Below are 25,172 nucleotides of genomic sequence, written 5' to 3' on the forward strand. Positions count from 1 at the left end.
CAGAACCTTTAGGAGGGTACTTGTACTCGATGAAACCAATGAAACGCGTAATGATGATTCTCATGGCTTTTACTCTGTTCTTCGCCGTAACCGTTCCTGACTTTGCAGATGCGCGGCGCGGAGGCGGCGGCTTCAAATCCGGAACCCGGGGATTTACCACGACTCCGAAGAAATCAACCACAAATAATGTGAAACAAAGCGATAGCACCAAAGGAGCGGCTGCCGGTACGGCAGCCAAGACAAACCGTGGATTTTTCAGCGGCGGCAGCTTAATGAAAGGCCTGATGATCGGCGGAATCGCCGGCCTCCTCTTCGGCGGAATGTTCGCCGGGATGGGTGCCTTCGGGAACATTCTCGGATTCGCCATCAACATGCTCGCCATCTATCTCGTGGTGATGATGATCATGTCCTTCTTCCGCCGCAGACAGGAACGGCGCCGACTTGAAGAGCGGGATGGACGTTACTAATATGCAGACCACCATTCTCAGCATGGATGAAATTATTAACGCCATCTGCCTGCATATGGCTGAGCGCAAGGCGGTTCGTGTCGAAGAGGTTCAGGTAGAGCTTAGCTGGGAGGAAGACACCGGATATACTGCGGAGGTGTGGGTTCAAGGCCGCAGCCAGTACCTGGTAGAGTCCAATATGATCGAGGCCATCCTCCGCTATATGCTCAGCGAATACGGTATCCGGGCTTACCGGGAGGACGTAAGGCTGGAGCTGGATGAAGAGATCACAGCGGTAGTGAATGTGTAACGCATACGGCATCGCAATCCTCACAAAGCGGCGGTAAAAAAAGGGGTGGCCATTAACTTCGGCTGCCCCTTTTTATTATGTCTGCTACTCGTAGAAATATTGTGTTACGGTCCCTGCTCCATCAGCTACCGTAACCTCAGCGTATGCCCCGTTGATCAGCGTCATTTGCGGTGGAACATGACCGAAATCCAGATCATACACAATAGGCAGCCCCAGCTCTTCAGACAGCTCTTGGTATACATCTTCAATCATATAGTTTTCCATAGTAACTTTGGTGCCGCTTCTGCCGAACATGATGCCGGAGCAATTCTCGAACCAGCCGGCCAGCTTCATTTGCACCAAAGACCGGCGCAAATCAGCCGTATCCAGATTGCAATTTTCCAAATACCATAAGACCGGCTCATTATGAATCAGCTTTTCGCGGAAATGCCGTACATCACCGAATGGTGTGCCGATGATATGTCGTATGATCTCTACACAGCCCCCCAGCAGACGGCCTTTCAGGGTCACATCACCACCGGATACTGTCTTCCAGACAGTCGGAGTATGTAAATGAAACAGTGACGGCGAAGGCTCAGCGCCCTCCACTTCTTTATGATAGTTCTTTGAGGAATGCTGGATGACAGATCCTCCCGCCTCCGTGGACATCACCGTCTGCCACATTGCTGTCGTGTCATCTGTAACTTTTCCCCGCAAATCTCCTAAGCTTGGTCCATGCGCTGTCGCAATCCCCGTTCTCAATGTGATTACAAGCAGCAGCAGGCTGATATCCGAAAAACCCAGAATCCATTTATTCCTCACCTGCTCAAAATCAATGAATTCCAGCATCTCGATCAGCAGTTCTCCGCCCCAGGGCGGGATAATGAGGTCGATGGCATCGTCACTCATCATCCGGTTAAACTCCATGCCGCGCTCTTGCCCGGATGATGATTTGGCCTTGTCATGCTTGAATACTGTATCTCCGCAGACTACCTGATAACCTCTCTCCTTCATCCGGCTGCGGGCCTCATCGAACCCCTTCAGGGATTGCGGACTTACGCCTGACGAGGAAGCAGTCACACCTATTGTTGCCCCGCTTCTAAGATTTGGGTATGTAATCATCTTGTACCTCCTGAATTTCTGTTACATTACTTTACTAGTGTATCACGCTTTCGAATCTTTGGTACCCGCATGTACAGGATAGCTCTGCATTCATCATTCTTTCAGGAAGATCTGGTATATTCTCTCAGAGCCTTTGCTCTGCATAATGCGGTGAATGACCACAAAACACGTTCAGGAGGTTTAGAGAAAATGTTCAAAGCAAGAAAATGCCTCTTCACAGGCCTGCTTCTGGCCGGGCTGCTACTGACCTCATGCGGTTCAAAAGCGGACGAAACAACCGTTCCGGTTGCCAGTCCAGATGATGCCGACACCAATTTGTCAGCCCAGAGCTTCACCGGTAAAATCAGCAGCATCAGCGGAAATGAAATCACGCTCTATAAGGCAGGCAGCGGAGTTCAGGAATCCGCGGTTGCCGTGCCAGAGACAAGTGCTGGAAACAATTCGGCGGAACCGGCTGGATCAGAGGCTGGACAAGCTTCTGGCAGTGATACCACCGGAGAACAGAAGCCGGTTGCCAAAGAAACAGGGGGTACGGCGGAGAGTGCACTGGATTCCGCTCTTCAGTTTACCGATGAGACGGTAACGATCACAGTTGATGACAACACGGATTTTGTCCAGTTGGCGGGTGCAAGCAAATCTGCGGACGAAGAAAGTGCAGACGGCAAGTATACGCTCGCCGATCTGAAAGCAGGCGATGTAATCAGGGTTACGCTGAAGCCGGATTCACTGACAGCGGCCATTATTGAAGTGCAAGCCACGTTAGTAACAGGCGGCGGCAATATGGCGGCGGAACCAAGCCCCGGCGCCAGCCCTTCGCCGCAGCCGAGTGCGAGCCCTGGCGGCAAGGCATTGCCGAGCGCAGGCGCGGACAGCCAGCCGAGCCAGAGCCCCGGAGCCGCGCCAGGCGGCAAGGATGGACAAGCGCCGGCAGGCGGCAAGGGCGGCGGCAAAGGCGGAACGCCGCCAAGCGGCGCGCCGGGCATTGCACCCGGCGGCAGACCCGGCGCGGGCGGAGCGCCGGACCCGGCTGGCGCAGCGGCGCGGCCAAGCGGCAGCGCTAGGCCGGCAGCGTCGGCGGGCAACAGCGCTAAGCCAGCCGCTTCGGCAGGCAACAGCGCTAAGCCAGCCGCTTCGGCAGGCGACAGCGCCAAGCCAGCCGCTTCGGCAGGCGACAGCGCCAAGCCAGCCGCTTCGGCGGGCGACAGCGCCAAGCCAGCCGCTTCGGCAGGCGACAGCGCTAAGCCGGCAGGCGGCAATCCGACGGCTGCGCTGAGCTTCGGCAAAATCAAGAGCATCAGCGGCAGCGCGATTACGATCTATACCGCCGATGCTCCTTCCGCTCCTCCGCAGAACGGAGCGGGACCTGCCGGGGCAACCGGGGGTGCGTCTCCGGCGAGCAAACCTATCGCCTCACCGGGATCTTCCGGCGGAGAGCTGCCGGGGAATATGCCGCAGGGCGGCGGGCAGATGAGCTTCTCGGAGACTACGAAGGTGATCACCGTAACTTCCAGCACGAAGCTGCTGAGCGTCACTTTTGACAATGGTACACGCAGTGAAGCCACCCTTGCCATGTCTGCACTAAAAGCCGGTGACATTATTCAGTACACGCTTAAAGCGGGAACAACCCAGGCGGAGAGCATCACTCTCAGCAGCGGCGGCCCCGGCGGTGGACAATAATACAGGCGGTCTAGTGAACAGACACACCTGAATGAACGGCAGGATGCCAACACCAAAAAGACATGACCCGTGATCGGCAGAGCTGCCGCGAATACGGTTCATGTCTTTTTTTTGGATAGCCAAACCTAGATTAAGGAGATCGTCAGCAGTCCGTAAATGAATTTTGCTCCATTCTATGCGGATGCCCAGATCAGGGTGCCTGCAACAGACTTACGGAAGGGCCAGCTTCTCCACCCGGATGTTTATAACGGTCAATGACAAGCCCAGCATATTCTCAACAGCACTGCGTACATTGTGCTGCAGGCTGCTGCAGACCTCATGAATCCGGCACCCGTAATTGATAATGACCTGCAGATTAATGGCAACATCAGCCTCCGTAACTTCCACGGACAAGCCTTTTGTGCCGATTTTTGCTCCTAGCCATTTGGCCAGATTCCCGGTAACAGAGCTTCCCGACATCCCGGCGATCCCCGGAGTTTCCCGCACGACATATCCAATGATGGCCGACACCACATGATCTGAAATATGAATAAGCCCTTTTGCCAAATTTGGTTCCATTCTTATTCCTCCTCAACTTTTGGTAAGTCCCGCCAGACTCATTCAGCATCCGCACCCAGTTGCGGCTCGTCTTTGTTATGCTGTTGAATAAATAGCTGATGCAGCTTCACAACAATGATCTTAAGAATCATGTAGACCGGAATAATCAGCAGGATGCCAATAATTCCGCCAAAGTCACCGCCGGCCAGCACCAGAATAATCGTCGTCAGCGGATGGATATCAAGGCTTTTGCCAAAAATGTAGGGTGCCACCAGGTTGTCCTGAATCTGCTGCGCAACAAGAACAACGACAATCGACCAGATCGCCGTCGAAGGTGACTCAATCAGCCCGATAATGAATATAGGTATGGTGGACACGATTGCTCCGATAAAGGGAATGAAGTTCAGCACCACAGCCATCAGTGTCAGCAGCAGCGCGTAAGGCAAGCCAATCAATTGAAACCCAACAAACATCAGCACGCCCAGCGCCAAATTCACCAGTACTCTGCCAACAATAAAACCGCTTAGCGCACCGTCGATATCATTCATAACCGCCGTGCCTTCCTGGTGATACCGCCTCGGAAAAAAGCTCACAATCCTCGCTCCGAACTTCCCGCCTTCTTTAAGCATGTAGAACAGCAGAATTGGAAAGGTGAACAGCACAACGGCGAAATTGGATACAAAGGAGAACAGCTCCGACACATAATTTGACATCAGCGAGAAGCCTTTGTTCAAATATTCCATCAGTTGGCTGGCCGGATTCATATCAGCCGGAATCAGGGAGGACAGCAGCTTGTTGTTCTCCAGCTTGGTTAGCTGTTCACCCACCGCGTTGAACAGATTTGGCATATTGTGGATCAGATTCATCAACTGGCTCTGCAGCGAAGGCCATACGCCATTACTGAACGCCAGCAGCAGAATTGCAATTGCCAAATACACAAGCAGAATAGCTGCCGTACGGTTCAGCTTGCGTTTCTCGAGAAGGTCAATCAGCGGACGCAGCAGGTAATAGAAGAATACAGCCAACATTAACGGCACAATTACCACGCTGAACAAGGATAGAACAGGCTTGAAAATAAAATTTACTCGCGAGCCAAGATAGATAATCGCCAGCACCAGCAGCACAGCAATACAAATACGGATAAACACATTTAACTTAGCCATAGCTCTCCCCCCGTTTCTAACTTCAGCCAGCAGCTATCCTTCTACTTCGGAACCCGGATCGTGAACACCGTCGGCTCATTATCTCTGCTCTCAAGCACCAGGGAGCCGCCCATTTTTTCAGCGTTTTTCCTCGCAATGGATAAGCCCAGACCCGTGCCGCCGCTTGCTGTCCGGGCTTCATCACCGCGTACAAAAGGATCAAATATCGTGGACCAGAGCTCTTTGGGAATCCCCACCCCATTGTCGGCAATCTCTACCGCAACCTCAGTGTCCTCGGGAATCACCTGTACCCTTAAGACTGTACCAGGCGGATTATAGGCAAGTGCGTTTGCGATCAGATTATTAACCACGCTGGCGAACAATTCGGGGTCAAATCTGGCGTAAACCTCCTGTTCGGGAACCTGAAGCTGCAGCAGGAACGCTTTTTGCTCAATCTCCCCATAAGTATCGGCAATAATCTCCCGGAGGGAATCCCCCAGCTCCAGCCGCTGCTCATGAAGAATAAAATCCGGTGAATCCAGCTTCAGCAGCTCAAGCATATTCTGGATCAGCTTCGTGACCTGCACAGATTTGTTATAGATATAATTCAAGTACTTCGTCTGCCGTTCAGAATCTGTCCCCCGGCCTTCCACAAGTGCCTGCGCATAACCTTGAATACTCGTAATCGGCGTCTTCAAATCATGGGACAGATCGACCATCAGGCGCTGCTTGCTTTTCTCGGCCCGGCGCTTCTCTTCTGTAGTTCTCTCGATCACATCCGCCATATAATTGAAGGTTTCGCCGATTCGCATAAATTCCTTTTCCGCATACAGCTCAATCCGCGTGCTGTAATTCCCGCCAATCATCTGCTTCAGACCAAGGTTCAGAATGCGCAGTGGCTTCTTGATCCGTCTGGTGACCCAAGAGCTGTATACAAAGATCAAGATGAGGATTAACCCGCTGAACACAATGACATAGAAAAACACAGAATGGTTCAAATAGGAAACCAGCACTCCGTTATTAATGGAGACTTTAACCACATCACGGGGGACTTTGAGCAGCAGCCAGCCGCTCTGACCGTCCTCATTCAATCGGGTAAGCGAGTAGTAATACGGCTGATCCGCACGGTTCTCCAGTCCCAGATACAGACTCTCTTCATCGTACGAATTGGTCTTATCCAGCTTGTTTCCAACGACACGGACGACATTTTTATCGTTATCCAGGATCTCCAGCCAACCCCCGCTCTTCAGCAGCCTACGGCTCTCCTGTCCCTTCCCCAGCTCTTCCCGGTAATCTCCGGCTTCCACCGACAGATCCGGATCGGCAACCTGTTTGTTAAGAATCATATGAGTTACATCCATGCGGATGAACAGGTACACCCCTAGCACCAGCAGGAGCAGCATGCAGTTAAACAACAGAAAATCCATTGTGAGCGACGTCTGCAGCGGCCGGTTGTCTCTACTCTCCCACGGGTGCTTCAATTTTGTACCCCAATCCCCTGATTGTTTTCAGGTATTCCGGTTTCTTCGAATCACGTTCGATCTTGTCGCGGATATTGCTGATATGCACCATAATGCTGTTGTCCTCGTAGACGTAAAAATCCTCCCAGACCGCTTCATAGATCTTTTTGCGGGTAAACACCCGTCCCGGCTGCTCCATGAGCAGCTCCAGAATTTTATATTCGGTTGAGGTCAGCGCGACAGGCTGCCCGGACAAATAGACCAGACAACCGCTGCGGTCCAGGGTTAAGCGCCCGAGGACGATCTGATCCGCTTTCTTCTCTGGTACGACCTGAGCGTCAAAATGATGTACCCTCCGCAGCATCGCTCCGACACGGGCAACAATCTCAAGCGGATTGAACGGCTTGGAAATATAATCGTCCGCTCCAAGCTCAAGTCCCAGGATTTTATCGTGATATTGGCTTTTGGCTGACAGGAACAGCACGGGAAAATGCTGGGTTTCGCGAATTTTTTTCAAAAGCTGCAGTCCATCCATACCAGGCATCATAATATCGAGAATAGCCAGGTCAACATTATGGCTCTGCATCAGCTTCAAGGCTTCGGTCCCATTGTGCGCTTGCAGAATGTTATATTCCTTCTCCAGATAGAGCTGCAGCAGCTCAACGATTTCCGATTCATCATCGGCGATCAGAATAGTGTACATCGTGAATCCCCCTCTAGTTCACTTCCGCAAGGAGCGTTAATTCTAACTATAGCGTGCCATTCTTAATCCAGTCTAAACCAAATCTTAAGAAAAGCTAAATTTCACCGCACCGCCACGCTAAGTTATAGCTTCTTGATCGAAAAAAGCCGCACTGTGGGCAACTCCCCATGCACGGCCTGGTTATCCAATATTACAGCGCTAGGCTCAAAAAGCCACGCCGATTCCGCCTTCACCGGCATAAGTCCCCATCACAGGGCCCATGCTGGAGAACAGCACCTCCTTGAAGGGATGCTTCTGCAGAATACGTTCCTTGATTTCCAGCGCCAGCTTCTCACAATTGCTGTGCACTATGGCAATCACGGCCTTCTCGTAATCATGCTGCTTGCTTTCGAGCTTCGCCAGCAGATGGGTAAGCGCCTTAGGCAGACCCCGCGTCTTCTCTACCACCTCAACAGTGCCTTCGTCGCTGATCTTAAGCAGCAGCTTGATGTTAAGCACAGACGCCACTGCGCCTGACAGCCGGTTCAGCCGTCCGCCCTTGATCACATTCTCCAGCGTATCTAGCGTAAAGTATGCGTTCACATCTTGAATTTTGTCCAGGACCATTTGTTTGAGTTCACTCAGGCTTGAACAGGTAAGCGACCACTTCGCTGTCAGGGCGACAATGAGGGACAGCCCGCCGGAGAAGTTTTTCGAATCTATAATTTCAATCGCGTTCGGATGACCTTCCTCTTCATACATTTCCTTAGCGATCATCGCTGTCTGATAAGTGCTGCTGATATTGGAGGACATGCAGACAACCATAATATCTGTACCTGCTTCCACTTCCCTGAACTTATCCAGAAACACCTGCGGACTGGGACTTGCTGTCGTCGGCAGCTCCTTGGATTCGCGCATTCTGGCATAAAAAGCCTTCGTCTCCATATCCTCCGGCATCAGCTCATGCTGGAAATGAACAGGCAAATGAACGATAGTAACGTTATACTTCTCAATGTACTCAAGGGGTAAATCGGAACCGCTATCCGTAATAATCTTGATGGGCATCAGGGTGCTCTCCTTTCAATTCTATCTCATTATAGCCACCCTGATTTGCTATCAATAGTATATTTTATAACTTGTCAAAAGGAGTGTTTTATGCTATAGGTTCTTTCTTAACCTTGTATGATGTGATATGGTTGAGGCATTAGCCTACAGAAATGGAGTGTAAAGATGAGCAAGAACACCGTGTGGAACAGAGGCAAGCATAATGGGCGCGGACTTTCGAAGAAGCCGGCGGCAGCCCGGGAAGCCGCAGAGCTGAACGAATCCGCAGCTCCCGCTGAGGAGCTGCCCAATCCCCGGATTGATACGGTCAAACCCATGAACCGCAGCAATTGGGTAACGCGACCGGCGCGGGTAAAGCCTGAAAATAAATAATCAGTCACACTATAAAAGGGATGACCCGTTACTGTACCGGGCACATCCCTTTTGCATGATTAAATGTTGATTAAGCGGTGAACTCCGCCTCTTCATCCCTGGATGGGGCTTCGCCGTGCATTTGCTTCAGCAGCTTTTTCATCATGATGGAGCCTTTCACCTTGGTGTGGAGGCAAGGCGAAAGTTCAATGGAATAACGACCCTGCCGCACCGCCTCCCGCAATTCCTCAACCGTAGAACAGAAATCCTCCAGCTTGTTAAACACACTGCCGTATTGCAGGCATTGATGGCTGTCACTTCCGGCAATCACCGGAACGCCCAACCCTTCAGCAAAAGGGGTAATCAGCGCCTTATAAGCCTCTGCCCCCTGCATATATATATCTTTCGCATTGAAGTCAAAAGCGTCCAGACGCGCAAGCAGCTGCGGGTCCAGGTGATGCAGCGGTGTGGAGATACGGAACGGGTGGGCCCCAATCTTCCACAGTCCCCGTTCATCTGCCCTATCAAGCAGCTCGCGGAAAGGAATGAAATGTCCTTCCTTTGTATATTCCGTAAGGCCGGAGCGGACAGCCAGAATATCCTCCTTCAGTCCGATCAGCAGGATATGCCCGGTTTCGAATATATCCACCTCCATACCTGGAAAAATCATAAGACCGTCAGCCTCGTAGTAATGCCCGTTGTACGGATACATGGTGTCGAGTGTCTCGTACATTCCGAAGAAATCGAGGGTATTGAAGTGCTCGGTCAGGGCGATCGCCTGCAGCCCGTTGGCCTTGGCCTCCTGTACCATTTCCCGGAAATAATCCTTAGAAAAGCGGGATTTCTTCGACAGCTTGCCGTGTGTATGCAGATCAATATTCAATAGAGTAGTCTCCTTTGTGATAAAAGTGTCAGTAAAGCAGATTAGGATACAACGAACCCAGCGAAAACAGCAGGATAATATATAGAACGGAGGCTGAGGCAAATATCCAGTCCATCCGTTTCAGCTTCAAATAGGACAGCTTCAGCTTTTTTACCTTGGGATTGTTCAGGGCGTACGTATATCCTCTGGTCTCCAGCGCCTCTACGGTGGTGCGTGACCGTTTGGCTGTGTTCAGCATCAGGGGATAGAAGACCAGAACGATGATCTTCAAATAATAAACTGCTGTCCGAAGGTACAGAAATCCATGCTTTTGCGGTCTTTGCCCCCGTAGCCGGAAGGACAGCAGAATCTGGTGGAACTCCTCCAGCAGGGTTGGCAGGATGCGGTACCCGTAAGACAGGCTGAAGGCAAAGGCATCCGGGATACCCAGTGAGGACAGCCCGTCGCTTAGCCGCTCGGGATCAAGGCTTGTGAAGACGGTAATGCTTGCAAGTGAAATGACCGATAGCTTGAGTGTGAGCGTCAGCATCGGCAGCACCGACTCGGCCCCGCCTCCAAAGAACAGCGACAAGAGAAACATCCAGCCGATCTGGCTGATCAGCCCAAGACAGAGTATGAAGATAATATAGGGACTGACCCGCGATAGAACTGTGGTAAAGACCATAAAGACAAACATGCCAAGCAGAATCGTCCGGTTGTGCACGAACCAGGGCGTGATGGCGAAGAATAAATACCAGATCAGCAGCGTGCGGGGGTCCAATTTGCCTAGAAAAGTGCTGCTGCTGTTATAGGCATTGCCCAGCAGCTCCAGCTTGATTTGCTCAACCGAGATCCGGTTAAGTGCCCGTTTGACGGCTTCCACCATGATCAGCTCCCCCTTCTCTCCACTGGACATGCTGCACAAATTCATCAAGATTGCTGCAGATGACGCGAAGTCTGAGCATCCGGCTCAGCTCCATAAGCTGGGTTTCTGCCAGTCCCGCGCGCCTTAGCAGCTGACCATCAGCAAAGATCTCCTCTTTGCTGCCGTCCGCGATAATCCGCCCTTCATTCATTACGATAATCCGGCTGGCCCATTCCGCCACCAGCGCCATATCATGTGTGGCAATCACCACCGTCTCCACATGGCTGCGCAGCGTCTGCAGCACCTGGATCATCTCCTGCTTTGTCGAGATATCCAGATTGGCCGTCGGTTCATCCAGCAGCATAACCGCCGGACGGACAGCGGCGCCAATTGCAAGCGAGACCCGGCGCTGCTGTCCGCCGCTGAGCAGACGGGCATCCCGCTCCGCGAGTGCTTCCAGGCGGAAAGCCTTCAGCATCAGTTCTACCGTTTGCTCTGTATCGGCCAGCCGCCTGGCCTTAAGATAATAGGCGATTTCCTTGCGCACACAATCGTCGATGAACATGTCCTCCGGGTTCTGGAACACGTAGGCGGCAATCCCGGCCAGACGCTCAGGCGGCTGCCCGTTGACCCGCATTCCCTTAACATGCACATCCCCTTCCGTAGCCGAGACCATCCCAGCAATCAGCTTCATCAGCGAAGACTTGCCCGCTCCGTTATTGCCGATAAGCGCAATACGTTCCCCGGCCCGCAGCTTAAGGCTGATTCCGTTCAGCACCGGGTGCAGGGTCTTGTGAATCGTCCGGTAGGACAGCTTAACCTTCTCCATGCTCACAACGGTCTCGCCCGCCATTTCCGCTGCGGAATCCGCCTTCCCGGCAAGCGCTGCCGGGGCTTCCGGCACTGCATGTCCTGCCGCCTGCATCTGCTCCCATCGACGTACAAAGCAGCCTTCGCCCTCCCGGCTGTTCAGCGGATAGGTTGCCCCGGCATGCGGCCCGGGCTGAAGCATCCACGCCGCCCGGGTCACATCCGGCGGATAAATGCCAAGCGCGAGCAGCTCCTCCACCGAGGAGAGCGCCTCACGCACCGGCTTATGCCAGCGCAGGCTGCCGCCATCCATCAGGACAACAGTCCGGCAGTATTCGGCGATAAACTCGGCATGATGCTCGATGACCACGATGGTCTTGCCGTGCTGCTCATTCAGGCGGCGCAGAATATCATAGATCTGCCGGGCATGCTGCGGATCAAGCTGGGCCACCGGCTCGTCAATGACAAGAATATCCGGGTCCATGGCAAGCGCTCCGGCGAGGGCAAGCAGATGCTTCTGGCCCCCGCTGAGCTGCCAGATATATTGGCCTTCAAGTCCTGTGAGCCCGGTCAGCTCCAGTGCGCGCCGACCCCGCTCCTTGTAATCGGGCAGCCCGTAGTTCAGCGGGGTGAAAATGACATCATCCAGCACAGTTGGACGGACCAGCTGGTTCTCGAAGTCTTGGTACACGTACCCCAGATGCCTGGAGAGCTGGCTGACCTTTTGACCCGCTGTAGAAACCCCGTTCAGCTTGACCTCTCCACAGAAGTCACCGGTGTAATAATGCGGAATCAGACCGTTGAAGGTTTTACAGAGGGTGGACTTTCCTGATCCGTTGCTGCCGATGACAGCAGTGAAGTCACCGGCGTGAAGCGTCAAGGAGACATCCCGCAGCACCGGCAGCTCTGCTCCCGGATAGGTGAAGCTCACTTGGTCCAGCTCCAGAATCGGCTGCGGCTTATCCATCCAGCTGCCCCGCCTTCTGCCGCCTGCGGGCGGCGCGGCGCAGTAGTGCCACTATTACCACAGCCGCGATAACAGCCGCTACAAGCATGCTCACCCAGATCAGGCTCCCCTCATGCGACTCCGCTCCCGGCACTTCGAACTCGCCGATGCTCCAGCCGGATTCCGACAGCAGCTCTGCACCGAGAGCAAGCCCGGCAAGCAGCGTGCCGCCGATAACCAGCTTCGGTGACAGCCAGGCTCCAGACGTATACTGCATCCCGCGCTCACGCGGCTTCATCCCCAGCAGAGGTTCAATTTTTCCATAAAGACGTGGCACCAGATACATCGTCGGCAGCAGCGCGAACAGAATTCCGGAGAACAGCACATCATTCAGGAACCCGACCCCTTCGATCACAACAATACTTTCGGCCAGCCCTTTAACAGCCTCCAGCTCTTCCACCCCTACCCACACCTTGACAATGTCGATCACTGAGCTGAAAAACTGATGGATCGCTACCCCGCTAATCGCCGCAACCCCGACCTGCAAGCGGTTCTTAGGGTCGGATACCATCCGGCCTGCCGTGTACATCGCCAGAGAGAAGGTTATGAATTTTTCCAGCTCCCCAAGGCCGCCGAACTGGCCGAGCATCAGCTCGCCGAAGATCACTTCTCCGACTGCCGCGCCGACTGCCGCATACAGCGGATGAAACAGCATGCACAGGGTAAGCGGGATAAAAGCGAAGTATTCGACAGACAGCTCAATAGGCCCCAGTTGAACGCTGGGAATCAGCTCGGTGAACATGTTGGACAACCCGTACAGTGACATCGACAACACAAAAACCATCATTTTTTGCGACTGGGTCAGCGTATAACGCGACTTTAACGTACTCATGAACAATCGGCCCCCTCCAGGAATTTATCTTAAGTATAGGAAGGGCGTGTCACGGCAGCTTTTCCCGATTGTTAAGCCAGCGTAATGTTTTTTTCATCATTTTTAACGCTGTAAAAATATTTACATCATAATTAGGGGCTACTATTTGGATAAGATAGAGTTCATTCCTCAGGAGGCAGGCCGACATGTACAAAGATTGGAACCGCCGTGCTTTTTCACCCAACCAGCGGATCATTGCCGATTTTATTCAAAAAAATGAGCAACGCGTTCTCTATATGACGGAGCAGGAAATTGCAGATGAGCTGGGCCTGAGCATCGCTTCTGTCTCCCGCTTCTGGAAAGCAGTAGGCTACAAGCATGCCAAGGAGTTCAAAAGCCGGCTGCGGTTCCGCTTCGAATCCACCCCTTCAGTTAAAATGCGCGATGCGATGCAGCGCACGGACGGCGGATCTCTGCCGCAAATGCTGCTGGAGGTTGCCTCGCATCACTTGGCTGAAACCGCCCGCTATCTGAATGGGGAGCTGCTGGAACGTGCGATTGAAGCTTTGTCCGGGGCTAGGCGCGTCTATATCTACAGCCCCGGCCCCTGCGCGGGCCTCGCCGAACTGATGGCATACCGGATGGCCCGCTTTGGGCTGTCAATCAAGCGAATGGCGCCAAGCGGCCACGAGCTGTTGGAAACGCTGATGCATGCCGGCAAAAAGGATGTTGTGCTGGTGTTCGGCTTTGTTCAGCTTTTGCCGGAGACGGAGGTTATTCTGGATTACGCCCGCGAAGCGGGTTATCTGGTCATTCTGATTACGGACAGGCTGGTCTATCCCCGCTCGCAGGATGCCGACATTGTACTGTATGCGGGACGCGGCGAGGTCTGGGAGTTTCATTCCATGGTTGCGCCAACCTACATTATCGAGAATCTGATTCTCGGTGTGGGACTGCTGCACAAGGACAGCAGCCTGCGTAAGCTGGACAAACTCCAGCAGTTGCGATCGCGGTATGGCAGCAAGCTCCCCCGGAACTGAAGCTTCGCGACTCCATTAACGCTGCTAAACGGCAAGGACCCTCACTTCAACAACGAGTGAGGGTCCTACCAAAAAAGAACACCACCGAAGTGATGTCCTTAATGTCCAACCTGTAATGTATGCAGTACCGGCGTCTCCCGCCCTACAGCTCAAGCGACTCCCCGTATGCAAGCAGTGTTCCTGCAATTCCGGCCTCGCCAAGAGCCTGAACAAAGGCTACAGCATCCTGCTGAATCGGCGGGAAAGTGTTGTAATGGATGGGAAGCACCTGCTTAGCGCCCAGCCATTTGGCAGCGATTAGCGCATGCTCCGGCCCCATCGTGTAGTGTCCGCCTATCGGCAGAATTGCCAGATCAATGTCATACAGCTCGCCGAACATTTTCATATCCCCGAACAGCCCGGTATCTCCTGCATGCAGAATCGTACGTCCTTCCGCCTGAATGATGAAGCCCGCAGGCACACCACCATAGACTACTGTACCATCTTCCAATGTAATGCCCGAAGTGTGAAAAGCATGAATCATCGTTGCTTTGGCAAAACCAAAATCAACCGTTCCCCCAATGTTCATCCCAATGGTCTGGACGCCTTTCCCCTCCATATAGGTTGCCAACTCCACATTTGACACAACTGGCACGTTATTCTGCAAGGCTATCGGTGCAGCATCGAGAATATGGTCCATGTGGGCATGAGTCAGCAACACCATATCCGTCTGAATATCCTCAGGTTTGGTGACCGCAGCGGGATTGCCTCTAAGAAACGGATCAATAATCAGCGACTTGCCGTTCGTCTCCATCTGTATGCAGGAATGGCCGTGATAAATGATTTTCAAGCTTGATCTCTCCTCTTCTTCTAATGGACTTGGGCCGTGCAAAAACATAAAGTTTACGTTACAATGACACCAAAGTGACAAAAGGTTCGGTTCGGCACCAGAAATCAAATATACTCAATTAATTGACGTCCGTATGTATTTATAATATATTTTATTTTCATCACCTGTCAAGAGAGGCGTGAGACGAGTTGCTGTCCGTTGAAAAGACAATGCTGTTCCTGTTATCCAGAGTCGATCAGATGGGAGCCCAGCAGTTTGTTGAAATCTACGAGCTGAGGGGCTATACCTCCACCTATATCCGCAATGCCTTATCCCGTCTGAAAAAGGAAGGATATATCTCATCCCCGTCCCGTTCCTTGTATCAGATTACAGCAGCCGGACGTTCATACATCCATTCCATTAACAGCAAGCCGGCCCGCTCTCTCGAGCCATGGGACAAGACCTGGGACGTAGTCATGCTTGAGGTTCCCGAACAGGAACGCAAGAAACGCGATCAGTTTCGCACTGCAATTTTGCAGCTTGGCTTCGGGCTTCTGTATAACAGTGTATACATCTCGCCCTGGAATTATCGGAAGGAAGTTGCTGAACAGATTCAGCAGCTCCAGCTTGAGGGCAAAGTCTCGATTCTGCACGGGCAATTTGAGACAGGCTCCATCACCCCCGACAAAGCCTATGCCATTTGGCAGCTTGACAAGATTGAGGCTATGTATGAGGAAAAACAAAGCTGGCTGCAGCAGGAGTTCACTCCATTAATGGACGAGGCACTCCGGGAGGGACAATCGCTGCTCCTCTTCTTGCGCTATCTGCAGATTGGAGAAGTGCTCAGCGGCCTGCTTATGGCAGATCCTTCATTGCCGGATGAACTGCTTCCCGCCAACTGGCCGGGGAAACGTGTAATCACAGAGTTTACCGGACGCTGGCAGCTACTAGCTGCAGCCATCCCCCGTGATTCGTTTTATGCGAAATTTAGTTAGATTATTTGTAAAAGCGCAAGAGCAGCCCTTACCGCAGGCTGCTCTTGCGCTTTTTATTCTGTGGTCTCCCGCTTGCCGGGGGCCAAAAGATTCTTAAGGAGCCTGCTTCATCTAACAATTCCAAATCATTAGATTCACGGAAAGCGACAAAAAGCCACCTAATATGACCTATCAAGCTGAAATCATGGAATTCAGCGATATGGCTTTTCGCAAATAAAAGGCGCTACCTATCGACAAGTAAACGTTCGTTTACTATAATAAGCAGTGAACGACGGTTTACTGCTGCTGAGAGAGGGTTTTTAGATGTCGGATACAAAAGAAAATATTTTGCATACCGCGCTCCGCTTGTTTGCGCGAGATGGCTATGAAGCTGTTTCGGTTAGCGCTATTGCCGGGGAGCTTGGAATGACAAAAGGAGCTTTATATAAGCACTACAAGAATAAGCGGGATATATTTGACAGCATAGTGGAGCGTATCTATCAAATGGATTATGAGCGAGCGCGGGAATTTGAGGTTCCAGAAGAAGTATTCGAGAAAGCACCATTGCCATACCACAATACTTCTATGGATAAAATAAACTCCTTCATCAAGGCGCAATTCCGCTATTGGACAGAGGATGATTTTGGCTGCAATTTCCGCAAAATGATTACATTGGAGCAATACAGAAATCCTGATATGGCAGATCTGTATCAAAAGTGCCTTGCAGGCGGGCCGGTAGATTACATGGAGGATTTGTTCCGTGAAATGATAGAGCAAGGTATTTTGAACAAAAGTAATCCGAAGCAATTAGCACTTGAGTTTTATGCACCATATTACCTGTTGTTAAGTATTTATGACGTATCTCCGGATAAAGAGGAAGCCGCGAATCTTTTTGCGGCGCACATCGAGCGCTTTATGCAAAAAAACATAGCGAAAATGAGTAAAGATAAGGAGTAATCACAATGGAATATATTAAAAGCCAAAAATACGACTTACCCAGATTACAAGCAAAAATGATGGGACCTAACCCCTTAAAATTGCAGGAGGAAATGCTTATTAAGCATAAAATTCCCGCCGGAAGCCTCGTTTGCGACTTGGGCAGCGGGCAGGGGCTTACAAGCGTTATGCTTGCTCACGATTATGGCTTCACTGTTTACGCCGCCGATTTGTGGAGTGACCCGGAGGAAAACCGCAAATTCTTTGACGAGATGGGGCTAACCCACGAACAGATTACAGCAGTCAAGGCTGACGCCACCGATTTGCCATTTGAAAAAGAATTCTTCGATGCGGTAGTCAGCACAGATTCTTATAATTATTGGGGACGCGACCCGGAATACTTGGATGCAAAGCTACTGCCTTTCGTCAAAAGCGGCGGTTATATTTATGCCTGTGTCCCCGGCATGAAAAAGGATTGCCATGATAATCTGCCGGAAGAATTGCTTCTCTCGTGGACACCGGAACAGCTTATCTATCTGCGTGATATTCACTATTGGACAGAAATTGTAAGTCAATGTAAAGACGCCGAAATCATTTCCATATACGAGATGGAGGGCAACGAGGAACTTTGGGAGGAGTGGCTGAACCAAGAAAATGAGATTGCGGTCAATGACCGCAAAACAATGGAAGCTGGCGGTGGGAAATACCTGAACTTTATCGCTTTCGAACTGCAAAAGAAGTAAATCCGAAGAAATGGATTGTGGATTTGTAACACCAACTACTGGTTTATAACGAATACACCAACTTGCTCTCCAAACTGTCCAATCCACAGCTCTCCGTTTCCAATCATAACACCTTCCGAATTGACAAATACTTTATCAACTTTTTGTGCTAATAGAGCCTTCTTAATTTTAGCAGTCATGATTTTGTCGTATTTTGCAATAAAATCCTTCTTGGTTTTGATTTGTATGGTTTTTCCCTTATTATTCACTTTCAATGGGTACACCATTAAATTGGCTACTTCGGATTTTTTTCCTTCTTTGACGACTTTCTGGAGCAAACTAAAGTTATGCTCAAATACGATTGGATTGTTGATGCCTGCGACTTCATATGGATTGGTACTGATATTAACCGCAATAACTCCAAGCTTATTGTTTTGCTTACCCATCCACAAATCTCCATCTCCAACCATAATTCCTTGATAGTTCACAAACAGCTTATCGACTTTTTGAGCTAGCAGATGTTCACGTGCAAGAGAAGTGAAGATGCGATCGTATTTCTTAATAAATTCATTCTTGTTATAAATAACATACTTTTTGTTGTCTTTGTTTAAATTCATTGGATAGGAGATCAGATCTGCCACTTCTGCGGGCTTGTTCTCCTTAACAGCTTTCTGTAATTTGGCAAAATAAGCCGTAAATTCTGCCGGATCGTTTATGCCAGCAACCTCATAAGGATTTTTGCTATCTGAGCTCATTACATAAGCAGGTGCTGAAGTATTTGTACCTTGCCCAGCCCAAGCCTGACCGGAAAATGCAGTTATAAGAATCGAGAAACTCAATATAATTACGGCTTTTTTCATGTTAGTGTTTGTCATCTTGTTTCCTCCAAAATAAAGTTATACTTCGAGTATATAACTAAGATGTGTACAACAAGTTACACCGCTTTTAATTATTCATGCGTAACAAAAAACTCCCGCCAAATAACAGCAGAAGCTTCTTTACATAATTGATTCACGTGAACCTCCCATTAATGACAGGTACGTGTGGGTCAATGACTAGCTATACCTAATAGATAAGAAGACAGACCTTAGCTTGGCAATCAGTCGTATATTAATTTAAACCAAAGTTTTTTTCAATATATTCTGAAGGTTCAGATATAAATTTGATGACGAAAAAGTTTCATGCTGTAAAGGCATGAAACTTCGGATACTGCTTTAGATAAATGTAGCGCTCATTGTCCTCACTAGCAACACACGGCTTTCAATATGCTTTGATAATTCGCATTGGAGATGCTGACCTTTCGCGGAAGCCAATCATGTATGTCAAATAGATTTGTTATTGCAACACTGATGCTATATTAAACATTTCGTCAAAATAAGCTTTTTCAACTCGTATTAAATTTTCATCAATACCATAATCATATATAAATCTCTGCTTCAATTCATCAGGTGCAGGATTAATTATAACAATTTTCGGCATAGTACCTCTTTGGCAAAATGCTTTTTTAAACAATTCATCTGTTCTATAATCCGTTCTTGGAAAGGAATACCCAATAATTATGATATTATCTGCCTTTACTAAACTTGCTTTGGCCTTTTCCCATAACGTTTCAAATACATCACCAAACAAATTATACTCTTTCTGCTTTACTGGTGGGATGATTACTGGCATTGATATTAGTCCATCTGATCCTGATATATTGTTCTGAATTCTTGGATCAAAATTCGAAGATAACCTAGCCATAACATATCCCTCGGGTGCTTTTTCGCCCTTATCTGGAATGTTTGGCGGATAATAACCGTAAGAAAACGGTTCATACCCGCTCCAATATCTCCCTCTAAAAGTATCATACGGATTAAATGTATTTCTGTAAACATAAAAAACATCTGGAGATAGTTCTTGTGTTAACTTCCAAACTCCATTTTCAATTCTCATATGGCTTGTTAACCAATTAGTTGAGCCATGTAACTTTATTAAGAGTGGCGCATTGTTGGTTGACTTGCCATTACATGCAACCCAACCGTCATTATATATTGCTTGAGGGGTTATGTAATAACCACTATCTACATTCCAGTTTGTAACCTTTTCCAATGATCTATCCATTAATGTATCCCAATTAAAAGTTAAAATCACATCATCAGATTTCAGATTCTGGGCAATGTTTTGGTGTGGCTTAGAAATATCACCATTTTGTATCTCATTTATTACACTATTGAACAAAAACAGTACCTGCATATAAGCTTTATAGGCAAGAATTTTCTCATCTGGATTATTACCATCAAAATAGTATTTACTTTCTTTTGCATAACTTATAACTTTATCACTTATTTCAGAATGAATATTTTCAATATCCTCAGAATAGTTCATGAAATCTAACGGCTTCATTTTATGATATTTCCTAAGATAATTAATTAGATCTCCAACCAATACATCAGGTTTTTTAGATATTTCTAATCTGTTAAAAGTTTGAAAAAAATCTTTAGCTATTGGCATTTTAATCTTTGTTTTTGATTGTGCATATGCTTTGGATGCTCCTGCACCTAGCAACAAGACATTCATTTTTATCCTCCCATATAACAATTTATTAAGCTTTTTCCCTAAATGCAGCATTTGATCCTATTCATAAATGACAGTAGTAATAGAACAGACCTCTCAAGGGCCCATGATTCGTTGATGGTAACTTATGTAGAAGGATTTCTCAAAAATTAAAATGTGTTAATAATCTTTGCTTTTGTAACTATTAAAAGTATATTACAAAATGAAAGACATCCTGGTCATTCCCTAAAAATAAACAGCTATAGTCTACGTCCACTTCTCCAATCAAACTCACAGGTAAGACCTTATATGCTGCATTGTTATAATTGTAGATCAAATCACTTGTATAAGTTGGTACGTTTTTTCTTCTGAGAAAGGGAAAGTAGCATATTTTATGTTCGCTGGCCAGTGGTCTATTCCCAGCAGTCTTCCCATCACCCAACTGGATTAGCGAAGAGAAATTGCTAACACAATTAAACCACCCAATAACAAATGCTCGCTTACCTTTGTTTCCTTCTCCTATTTCATTTGATAACCAGTTAAAGTCATCTTGATAAACCCTCCAGTTCTTACTTGCAGAATTTGTCCCGGATGAACTTTTCCAATTTTTCAGATACTTCACTTCAATTTTGAAATCCTTTGATTTTACATAAATATCATGGTTCAGCTTTCCAGAATCTCTCTTTTTTGTGTCCCCTACAGTATAGTGAGCCATATGTCGGAACGGGTACCCAAGTCTTACACAGATGTCCATTTCGTTATAACTTTCATCTGCGATTCTTTTTAGGTCTTCTTTTGAAATGTCTTTATACAACTCGTTAAATTCATCGATAATGAATAAACAGGTTGAAAGTAAATATTGGTCAATAGTTGGACCAGGACTCATCTTATCACCACCAAATATAGTTTAGCTTTACCATAAAACGCCCCATCTCATAGTAAAGAAAAATCATTTTTTATCATTTTAAAGATGTTAATTAACATAGGAAGCTCGCCCCCCTGGCCTAATCATCTGTATTTTTCAAATGAAATTAATATGAAAGCTGAGAAGCACTCGTATATGCTTCCCAGCTTTCATAAGTACCACAATCTTTTCTCGCATATTCTTAAATCATTTATTGTTCCATGACCTTCCAAATAGTTCACTACCGTTTGCTGAAAGCTCTAAAACCTTTGTTTCATTTAGTATCTTTTGACTTTCTGTTGTATATGCTGTTTTTTTATCAAATGAAATAAAGATTTGCTTGTCAATATTCTTATACTTTTTCAATATTTTCTCTATCGCTTCATCAGCTATTTGCTTTAATACTACAGAATCATGAATCAAGACTGGTAATACTGTTAACTCCAATACACTTAGATCGTATACTACCAAGTTCTTATAAGAAGTGCCTGTACCAGTATCATCAATAGTTTCAAAATTATATTGATTTTTTTCAAATGTAATAATTGGCGGTTTTTTCTTACCAGAATAAATATAATCATTTATTTCTTGCATTTTGGTATTAATATCCATTTGTAGTCGCTGTAATTGTTCTTTTTTCATTTGATCTCTTCTAGCTTTGGTATCGTCCCTGGAAGTAGTAAGGCTGATCAACTTTAAATATGCGTTATTTTCACTTTCTAGTTCTTCACTCTTTTTTTGTAAACCTGAGTATTTTGCTAAGATCGCCTTTGATAAATTTGGTATGTGAATAATTTCTTTTATGTTTGATTCAATAACATCAATTTCATTTTGTGAAATGGATATTAATCGGTTTAACTCCTCTTTCTTTTCTTTCAATTCTGACTTTAAGACATTTCGTAACTCATGATGAAACTTTTCCACTTCTTCAATACTTCGTATATTTACATCAGGAAAGAACCTTAATAAATCATCTAAATGTTCTGACTTTATAGTAGAAGTTTCTTTTACATTATTTTCTATAATTACGAGTTGGGAATGATATCTGCTTCTCTGTCTCCTTACAACGGAAAGTCGTTGTTTCAATTTAATTAATTCGTCAGCTTTTAATGAGTCTATATCCAATAATTTATTATCCAGATCTCTGGAAATGCCCTCTTTTTCTTTTTCAAGCTCAACCAGTTCTTTCAAGTTCGCATTATACTTTCGTTTTCCAATAGATGATACAAAATTGTATTTTTGTGCACTTTTAAATGCGCTTAATTCAGTTTCTCTTTGCTTTAGTGAAACCTCTAATTGTGAGATTACATTGTACAATCCAAATAATTTCAAAAGAGCATTAATTGGGGCTCCAGCAGATTCATTATGAACAATATCTAAAGGTCGCTTTTCGTTTAAATTGTCTTTCCCATATATTCTTGAATATCTTCCAACAATATCACGGAAGCTAATATCAGATAGATTTACATTATATTGTTCCTTTAGAAAGTCACAGTATTGAGTAAGTGTTACATTCGCGACAATATTATACTCCTTGTCACACTTACTCACTGTTTCCAAGTCATCAGTATTTCTTAAGAAAAAAAATTTCACTTTGTTAAAAATGAAACAAAACTTAATTGTATGGCTACCAACATGTCTTTGAATTTCTGAAGATTTCAAAACATAATCCTTCCCACCAAAAGCAAAGTCAACAACCATTAAAAAAGTAGACTTTCCAATAGAGTTAGTCCCAATGTCATCCCCTAAAACAGTATTTAAGTTAGGAGAAAATTCAATTCTCTGCTGTTTAAATTCTTCACATATGATTTCATATAACATTATAAACTCTCCTCAATTCAAAACTATATTCTATTTTCCCTAATGCAAATAAACACTCTAGAGCATCTAGAAATTCAGTAGTATCCTCCATTTTGTCGATAACACTTACATACAAATCAGAAATAGTTAAATGTTTGTCTTTAACTAAAGCATCTAATATAATAGGAAATTTGCTTATAGTGCTGTCTTTATAACTATATAATTTATTGGGCAACTTCATGGAACACCTCACAACTTTGAACAAAATACGATATGACTGCTTCGCAAGCTTCATTTGTAGAACCTGCTGATTTGGATTTTATCCATCTAACAAGAGCTTCAAATATTTCACTTTTACTTGTAATTTCTTCTTCACATTTCAAAAAGCTTATTCTGATTTCAGAGGCAACTAGATCAAAGTTGATTTGCTTAGATTGATCCAAGTTCTGGAATGTTTCTTTTATGAAATTGAAATAAACACAAACGTATGTTTCTATTTTAACCTTTAATATCGTATATGTCTCCTCAATTTTGCTTGATATTCTTAAGGCTTGATATTCTAATTTCATTTTTTGTAGCGTTAAATGATCAATGTTCGATAATGAATTTATAACTAAAATTATTTCTTGTTCTAAGTCTTGATGTGAAGTGGAAATCTTGGCTTTAGCGGCCCTTAATAGAGTTTTCTTAATGCTAACTAATCTCAAATACTCTTCTTTAGCCTTATGGTCATCATAATATCCATGACAATCCTTACATAAGGCAATCTTATTTTCGAATTCTTCACAGTTAGTACCAAGTCTTTCAAGTCCCTGAAGCTCCTTTACTTCGTCAAGAGTTGGACTATTCGGATATATATGCGCAATTTGATACTTTTTATTCATGCGCTTACCTTTTGGTATAAGCAAGTAACTCCCACATAAAGGACACATCCCATCTACTTCTAGCAAATGAGCATTGTCTATATTATCTGTAATGGAAATTCTCTTTATGAGATAAGGATCATTTAGTTCTTCAGGCATTTCCAATATTATCACTCCATAACTTTTGACATTATTTAATTTGCTTGTCGCTTGAATAGTATAGTTCACTTAATTGCATAAAAAAGGATATAACCTAAGGTAAGAAGAAATTTTTTAAATGAGTAATTGGTTTGTACTCCTCCATAACAACACACTATGTATCGACAATATGTTCCATTTGACAAAACCAAAATTACACTAATATACATATTTCGAGATTTGATATCCACATCCTTCCAAACTAGTGTTCTGTTTTGACCTTTTGAAACCCCATAACGTAAAAAACCGATCTAAAAAGATCGGATTTTCCGCTAAGAGATTTAAGGAATAATTACCCGGCCACCACCTCATCATTAATAGCACTGCTCTCTTAATGTATCTCCTAAAACTTCATCGACATTATGTATTTAGCGAGCCTATCACATCTCATGTATGACCATCAATATGACCGACTTCACATCTAAGGACACAATACTAAGAAAAAACATACCTATCTTCATTTATAACAAACCGTCAACTCCACCCGATTCCTTTACGATCATACACAATCCGCTCCACGCTTCTTCAACGCCCGATTCTTCTCTTCACTCGTCACTGAAGCGCTCCACAACTCCCTAAACTCACCTATCCGCTCATTTATTTGGTCTACTGTCGGATAATTCCCTTCATCTACTACAACCTTCCACAAGTCCTTCAACTCTTCCTCCAGCTTCTGTATCTGCCTAGACCGGATAGCTTTACGCTCCAAAAATACTTGCTTCGTTATCATGTCCTCTTCATATGATTCATGCAGCTTGTCCAGCGCCCGCTTCTGCTTTTTCAATTTCTGCTCTTTGACCTCGATGATCGCCTGTGTATCATTGTAACGGCTGCCATGCAACTCAATCTCCCGCAGGATTTTCGGAACAACATGAACAATCCGATCATATAGAGCATTAAAAAAATCGGCGTCCATTACCTTGCCAAGCTGTTCACATTTGCTGCCATCTTTGTACTGGTGATAGCACAATGCACTCCAGTGCTGCCCCTGCTTCTTGTTCTCTCCCACCCGAAACCTCATCCGCGAACCGCATTTTTCACAATAAAGCAAGCCTGACAAAGGAAAAATGTTATGTCTTGAATTGGGATTCAACATGCGATTCTTAAGCAACCACTCCATAATCGCTTCATGTTCTTCCGGTGTTTTTAGCTTTTCATGTGTTCCCATGACTTTAATCCGCTCTTCTTCGGGTACAAACTCCACCTGACCACGCTTGGAACGGGTTTTACCATAAGTGATGTAACCCAAATGGATTTCACTTGCCAG

Annotated in this window: 26 protein-coding genes; 8 read left to right on the forward strand and 18 right to left on the reverse strand. The window is 46.6% G+C overall.

The genetic code is table 11. The features are described 5' to 3' along the window. Positions 1 to 38 precede the first annotated feature (38 nt). Together AC0LWN_RS05205 and AC0LWN_RS05210 are read left to right on the forward strand one after the other, a co-directional pair. A complete protein-coding gene (locus AC0LWN_RS05205) occupies positions 39 to 467 on the forward strand; it encodes a hypothetical protein (protein ID WP_474663596.1) in 429 nt (142 codons plus the stop codon). Continuing rightward, positions 454 to 756: a YxcD family protein gene (locus AC0LWN_RS05210; RefSeq protein ID WP_458962673.1), complete on the forward strand. Its 303-nt coding sequence runs from the start codon at positions 454 to 456 to the stop codon at positions 754 to 756. Before AC0LWN_RS05205 ends, AC0LWN_RS05210 begins: the two co-directional genes overlap by 14 nt. An 84-nt stretch (positions 757 to 840) precedes the next feature. Here the strand turns inward: AC0LWN_RS05210 and AC0LWN_RS05215 are convergent, their stop codons facing one another. Continuing rightward, on the reverse strand, positions 841 to 1,857 hold the full coding sequence (locus tag AC0LWN_RS05215) for a S66 family peptidase (protein WP_474663482.1): 1,017 nt from the start codon (positions 1,855 to 1,857) through the stop codon (positions 841 to 843). Between the two features lie 189 nt (positions 1,858 to 2,046). Here AC0LWN_RS05215 and AC0LWN_RS05220 point away from each other — a divergent pair, with 189 nt between their 5' ends. Then, a complete protein-coding gene (locus AC0LWN_RS05220; RefSeq protein ID WP_474663483.1) occupies positions 2,047 to 3,534 on the forward strand; it encodes a hypothetical protein in 1,488 nt (495 codons plus the stop codon). Positions 3,535 to 3,744: 210 nt separating this feature from the next. Here AC0LWN_RS05220 and AC0LWN_RS05225 read toward each other — a convergent pair whose 3' ends face one another. From AC0LWN_RS05225 to AC0LWN_RS05245, 5 genes are all read right to left on the reverse strand, one after another. Then, positions 3,745 to 4,092: an Asp23/Gls24 family envelope stress response protein gene (locus tag AC0LWN_RS05225; RefSeq protein ID WP_474663484.1), complete on the reverse strand. Its 348-nt coding sequence runs from the start codon at positions 4,090 to 4,092 to the stop codon at positions 3,745 to 3,747. 38 nt (positions 4,093 to 4,130) lie between these two features. Further along, a complete protein-coding gene (locus tag AC0LWN_RS05230) occupies positions 4,131 to 5,234 on the reverse strand; it encodes an AI-2E family transporter (RefSeq protein ID WP_474663485.1) in 1,104 nt (367 codons plus the stop codon). A 41-nt stretch (positions 5,235 to 5,275) separates the two neighbouring features. Beyond that, entirely contained in the window at positions 5,276 to 6,694 is a 1,419-nt protein-coding gene (locus AC0LWN_RS05235; protein ID WP_474663486.1) for a sensor histidine kinase, read from the reverse strand. Continuing rightward, on the reverse strand, positions 6,672 to 7,376 hold the full coding sequence (locus AC0LWN_RS05240; protein ID WP_474663487.1) for a response regulator transcription factor: 705 nt from the start codon (positions 7,374 to 7,376) through the stop codon (positions 6,672 to 6,674). The genes AC0LWN_RS05235 and AC0LWN_RS05240 overlap by 23 nt, the downstream gene beginning before the upstream one ends. Positions 7,377 to 7,580: 204 nt before the next feature. Beyond that, on the reverse strand, positions 7,581 to 8,420 hold the full coding sequence (locus AC0LWN_RS05245) for a DegV family protein (RefSeq protein WP_474663488.1): 840 nt from the start codon (positions 8,418 to 8,420) through the stop codon (positions 7,581 to 7,583). A gap of 165 nt (positions 8,421 to 8,585) precedes the next feature. Here AC0LWN_RS05245 and AC0LWN_RS05250 point away from each other — a divergent pair, with 165 nt between their 5' ends. Continuing rightward, the gene (locus AC0LWN_RS05250; protein ID WP_474663489.1) at positions 8,586 to 8,792 is read left to right on the forward strand and encodes a hypothetical protein; all 207 of its coding nucleotides are present in this window, start codon (positions 8,586 to 8,588) and stop codon (positions 8,790 to 8,792) included. A 70-nt stretch (positions 8,793 to 8,862) separates the two neighbouring features. Here AC0LWN_RS05250 and AC0LWN_RS05255 read toward each other — a convergent pair whose 3' ends face one another. Genes AC0LWN_RS05255 through AC0LWN_RS05270 form a run of 4 tightly spaced genes read right to left on the reverse strand, consistent with a single transcriptional unit; the run spans position 8,863 to position 13,146 of the window. Then, the gene (locus AC0LWN_RS05255; RefSeq protein ID WP_474663490.1) at positions 8,863 to 9,654 is read right to left on the reverse strand and encodes a PHP domain-containing protein; all 792 of its coding nucleotides are present in this window, start codon (positions 9,652 to 9,654) and stop codon (positions 8,863 to 8,865) included. A 28-nt stretch (positions 9,655 to 9,682) separates the two neighbouring features. After that, positions 9,683 to 10,519 (reverse strand): energy-coupling factor transporter transmembrane component T family protein, encoded by an 837-nt coding sequence (locus tag AC0LWN_RS05260; protein ID WP_474663491.1) that lies wholly within the window; start codon positions 10,517 to 10,519, stop codon positions 9,683 to 9,685. Continuing rightward, entirely contained in the window at positions 10,491 to 12,275 is a 1,785-nt protein-coding gene (locus tag AC0LWN_RS05265) for an ABC transporter ATP-binding protein (RefSeq protein ID WP_474663492.1), read from the reverse strand. The genes AC0LWN_RS05260 and AC0LWN_RS05265 overlap by 29 nt, the downstream gene beginning before the upstream one ends. Continuing rightward, positions 12,268 to 13,146, reverse strand: a complete 879-nt coding sequence (locus tag AC0LWN_RS05270; RefSeq protein ID WP_474663493.1) for a DUF8171 family membrane protein — start codon at positions 13,144 to 13,146, stop codon at positions 12,268 to 12,270. The genes AC0LWN_RS05265 and AC0LWN_RS05270 overlap by 8 nt, the downstream gene beginning before the upstream one ends. A 185-nt stretch (positions 13,147 to 13,331) precedes the next feature. Here AC0LWN_RS05270 and AC0LWN_RS05275 point away from each other — a divergent pair, with 185 nt between their 5' ends. Further along, positions 13,332 to 14,165, forward strand: a complete 834-nt coding sequence (locus AC0LWN_RS05275; RefSeq protein WP_474663494.1) for a MurR/RpiR family transcriptional regulator — start codon at positions 13,332 to 13,334, stop codon at positions 14,163 to 14,165. Between the two features lie 142 nt (positions 14,166 to 14,307). Here AC0LWN_RS05275 and AC0LWN_RS05280 read toward each other — a convergent pair whose 3' ends face one another. Beyond that, a complete protein-coding gene (locus AC0LWN_RS05280) occupies positions 14,308 to 14,994 on the reverse strand; it encodes a metal-dependent hydrolase (protein ID WP_474663495.1) in 687 nt (228 codons plus the stop codon). 188 nt (positions 14,995 to 15,182) lie between these two features. Here AC0LWN_RS05280 and AC0LWN_RS05285 point away from each other — a divergent pair, with 188 nt between their 5' ends. From AC0LWN_RS05285 to AC0LWN_RS05295, 3 genes are all read left to right on the forward strand, one after another. Next, the gene (locus tag AC0LWN_RS05285; protein WP_474663496.1) at positions 15,183 to 15,968 is read left to right on the forward strand and encodes a PaaX family transcriptional regulator C-terminal domain-containing protein; all 786 of its coding nucleotides are present in this window, start codon (positions 15,183 to 15,185) and stop codon (positions 15,966 to 15,968) included. A gap of 303 nt (positions 15,969 to 16,271) precedes the next feature. Further along, complete coding sequence (locus AC0LWN_RS05290; RefSeq protein ID WP_474663497.1) at positions 16,272 to 16,904, forward strand: TetR/AcrR family transcriptional regulator; 633 nt, start codon at positions 16,272 to 16,274, stop codon at positions 16,902 to 16,904. A gap of 5 nt (positions 16,905 to 16,909) precedes the next feature. After that, the gene (locus AC0LWN_RS05295) at positions 16,910 to 17,626 is read left to right on the forward strand and encodes an SAM-dependent methyltransferase (RefSeq protein ID WP_474663498.1); all 717 of its coding nucleotides are present in this window, start codon (positions 16,910 to 16,912) and stop codon (positions 17,624 to 17,626) included. A 35-nt stretch (positions 17,627 to 17,661) separates the two neighbouring features. Here AC0LWN_RS05295 and AC0LWN_RS05300 read toward each other — a convergent pair whose 3' ends face one another. From AC0LWN_RS05300 to AC0LWN_RS05330, 7 genes are all read right to left on the reverse strand, one after another. Further along, on the reverse strand, positions 17,662 to 18,480 hold the full coding sequence (locus tag AC0LWN_RS05300) for a hypothetical protein (protein ID WP_474663499.1): 819 nt from the start codon (positions 18,478 to 18,480) through the stop codon (positions 17,662 to 17,664). Positions 18,481 to 18,940: 460 nt separating this feature from the next. Further along, the gene (locus AC0LWN_RS05305) at positions 18,941 to 20,164 is read right to left on the reverse strand and encodes a hypothetical protein (RefSeq protein ID WP_474663500.1); all 1,224 of its coding nucleotides are present in this window, start codon (positions 20,162 to 20,164) and stop codon (positions 18,941 to 18,943) included. A 181-nt stretch (positions 20,165 to 20,345) separates the two neighbouring features. Further along, positions 20,346 to 21,026, reverse strand: coding sequence for a hypothetical protein (locus tag AC0LWN_RS05310; RefSeq protein ID WP_474663501.1), 681 nt, complete (start codon positions 21,024 to 21,026; stop codon positions 20,346 to 20,348). Positions 21,027 to 21,251: 225 nt separating this feature from the next. Further along, positions 21,252 to 22,865 (reverse strand): DUF2326 domain-containing protein, encoded by a 1,614-nt coding sequence (locus AC0LWN_RS05315; protein ID WP_474663502.1) that lies wholly within the window; start codon positions 22,863 to 22,865, stop codon positions 21,252 to 21,254. Beyond that, on the reverse strand, positions 22,855 to 23,139 hold the full coding sequence (locus AC0LWN_RS05320; protein ID WP_474663503.1) for an ABC-three component system middle component 7: 285 nt from the start codon (positions 23,137 to 23,139) through the stop codon (positions 22,855 to 22,857). Before AC0LWN_RS05320 ends, AC0LWN_RS05315 begins: the two co-directional genes overlap by 11 nt. Then, positions 23,069 to 23,866, reverse strand: coding sequence for an ABC-three component system protein (locus tag AC0LWN_RS05325; protein ID WP_474663597.1), 798 nt, complete (start codon positions 23,864 to 23,866; stop codon positions 23,069 to 23,071). Before AC0LWN_RS05325 ends, AC0LWN_RS05320 begins: the two co-directional genes overlap by 71 nt. A 538-nt stretch (positions 23,867 to 24,404) precedes the next feature. Continuing rightward, positions 24,405 to 25,172 (reverse strand): recombinase zinc ribbon domain-containing protein, encoded by a 768-nt coding sequence (locus tag AC0LWN_RS05330; RefSeq protein WP_474663598.1) that lies wholly within the window; start codon positions 25,170 to 25,172, stop codon positions 24,405 to 24,407.

It is taken from the genome of Paenibacillus sp. sgz302115 (genome assembly GCF_056120445.1).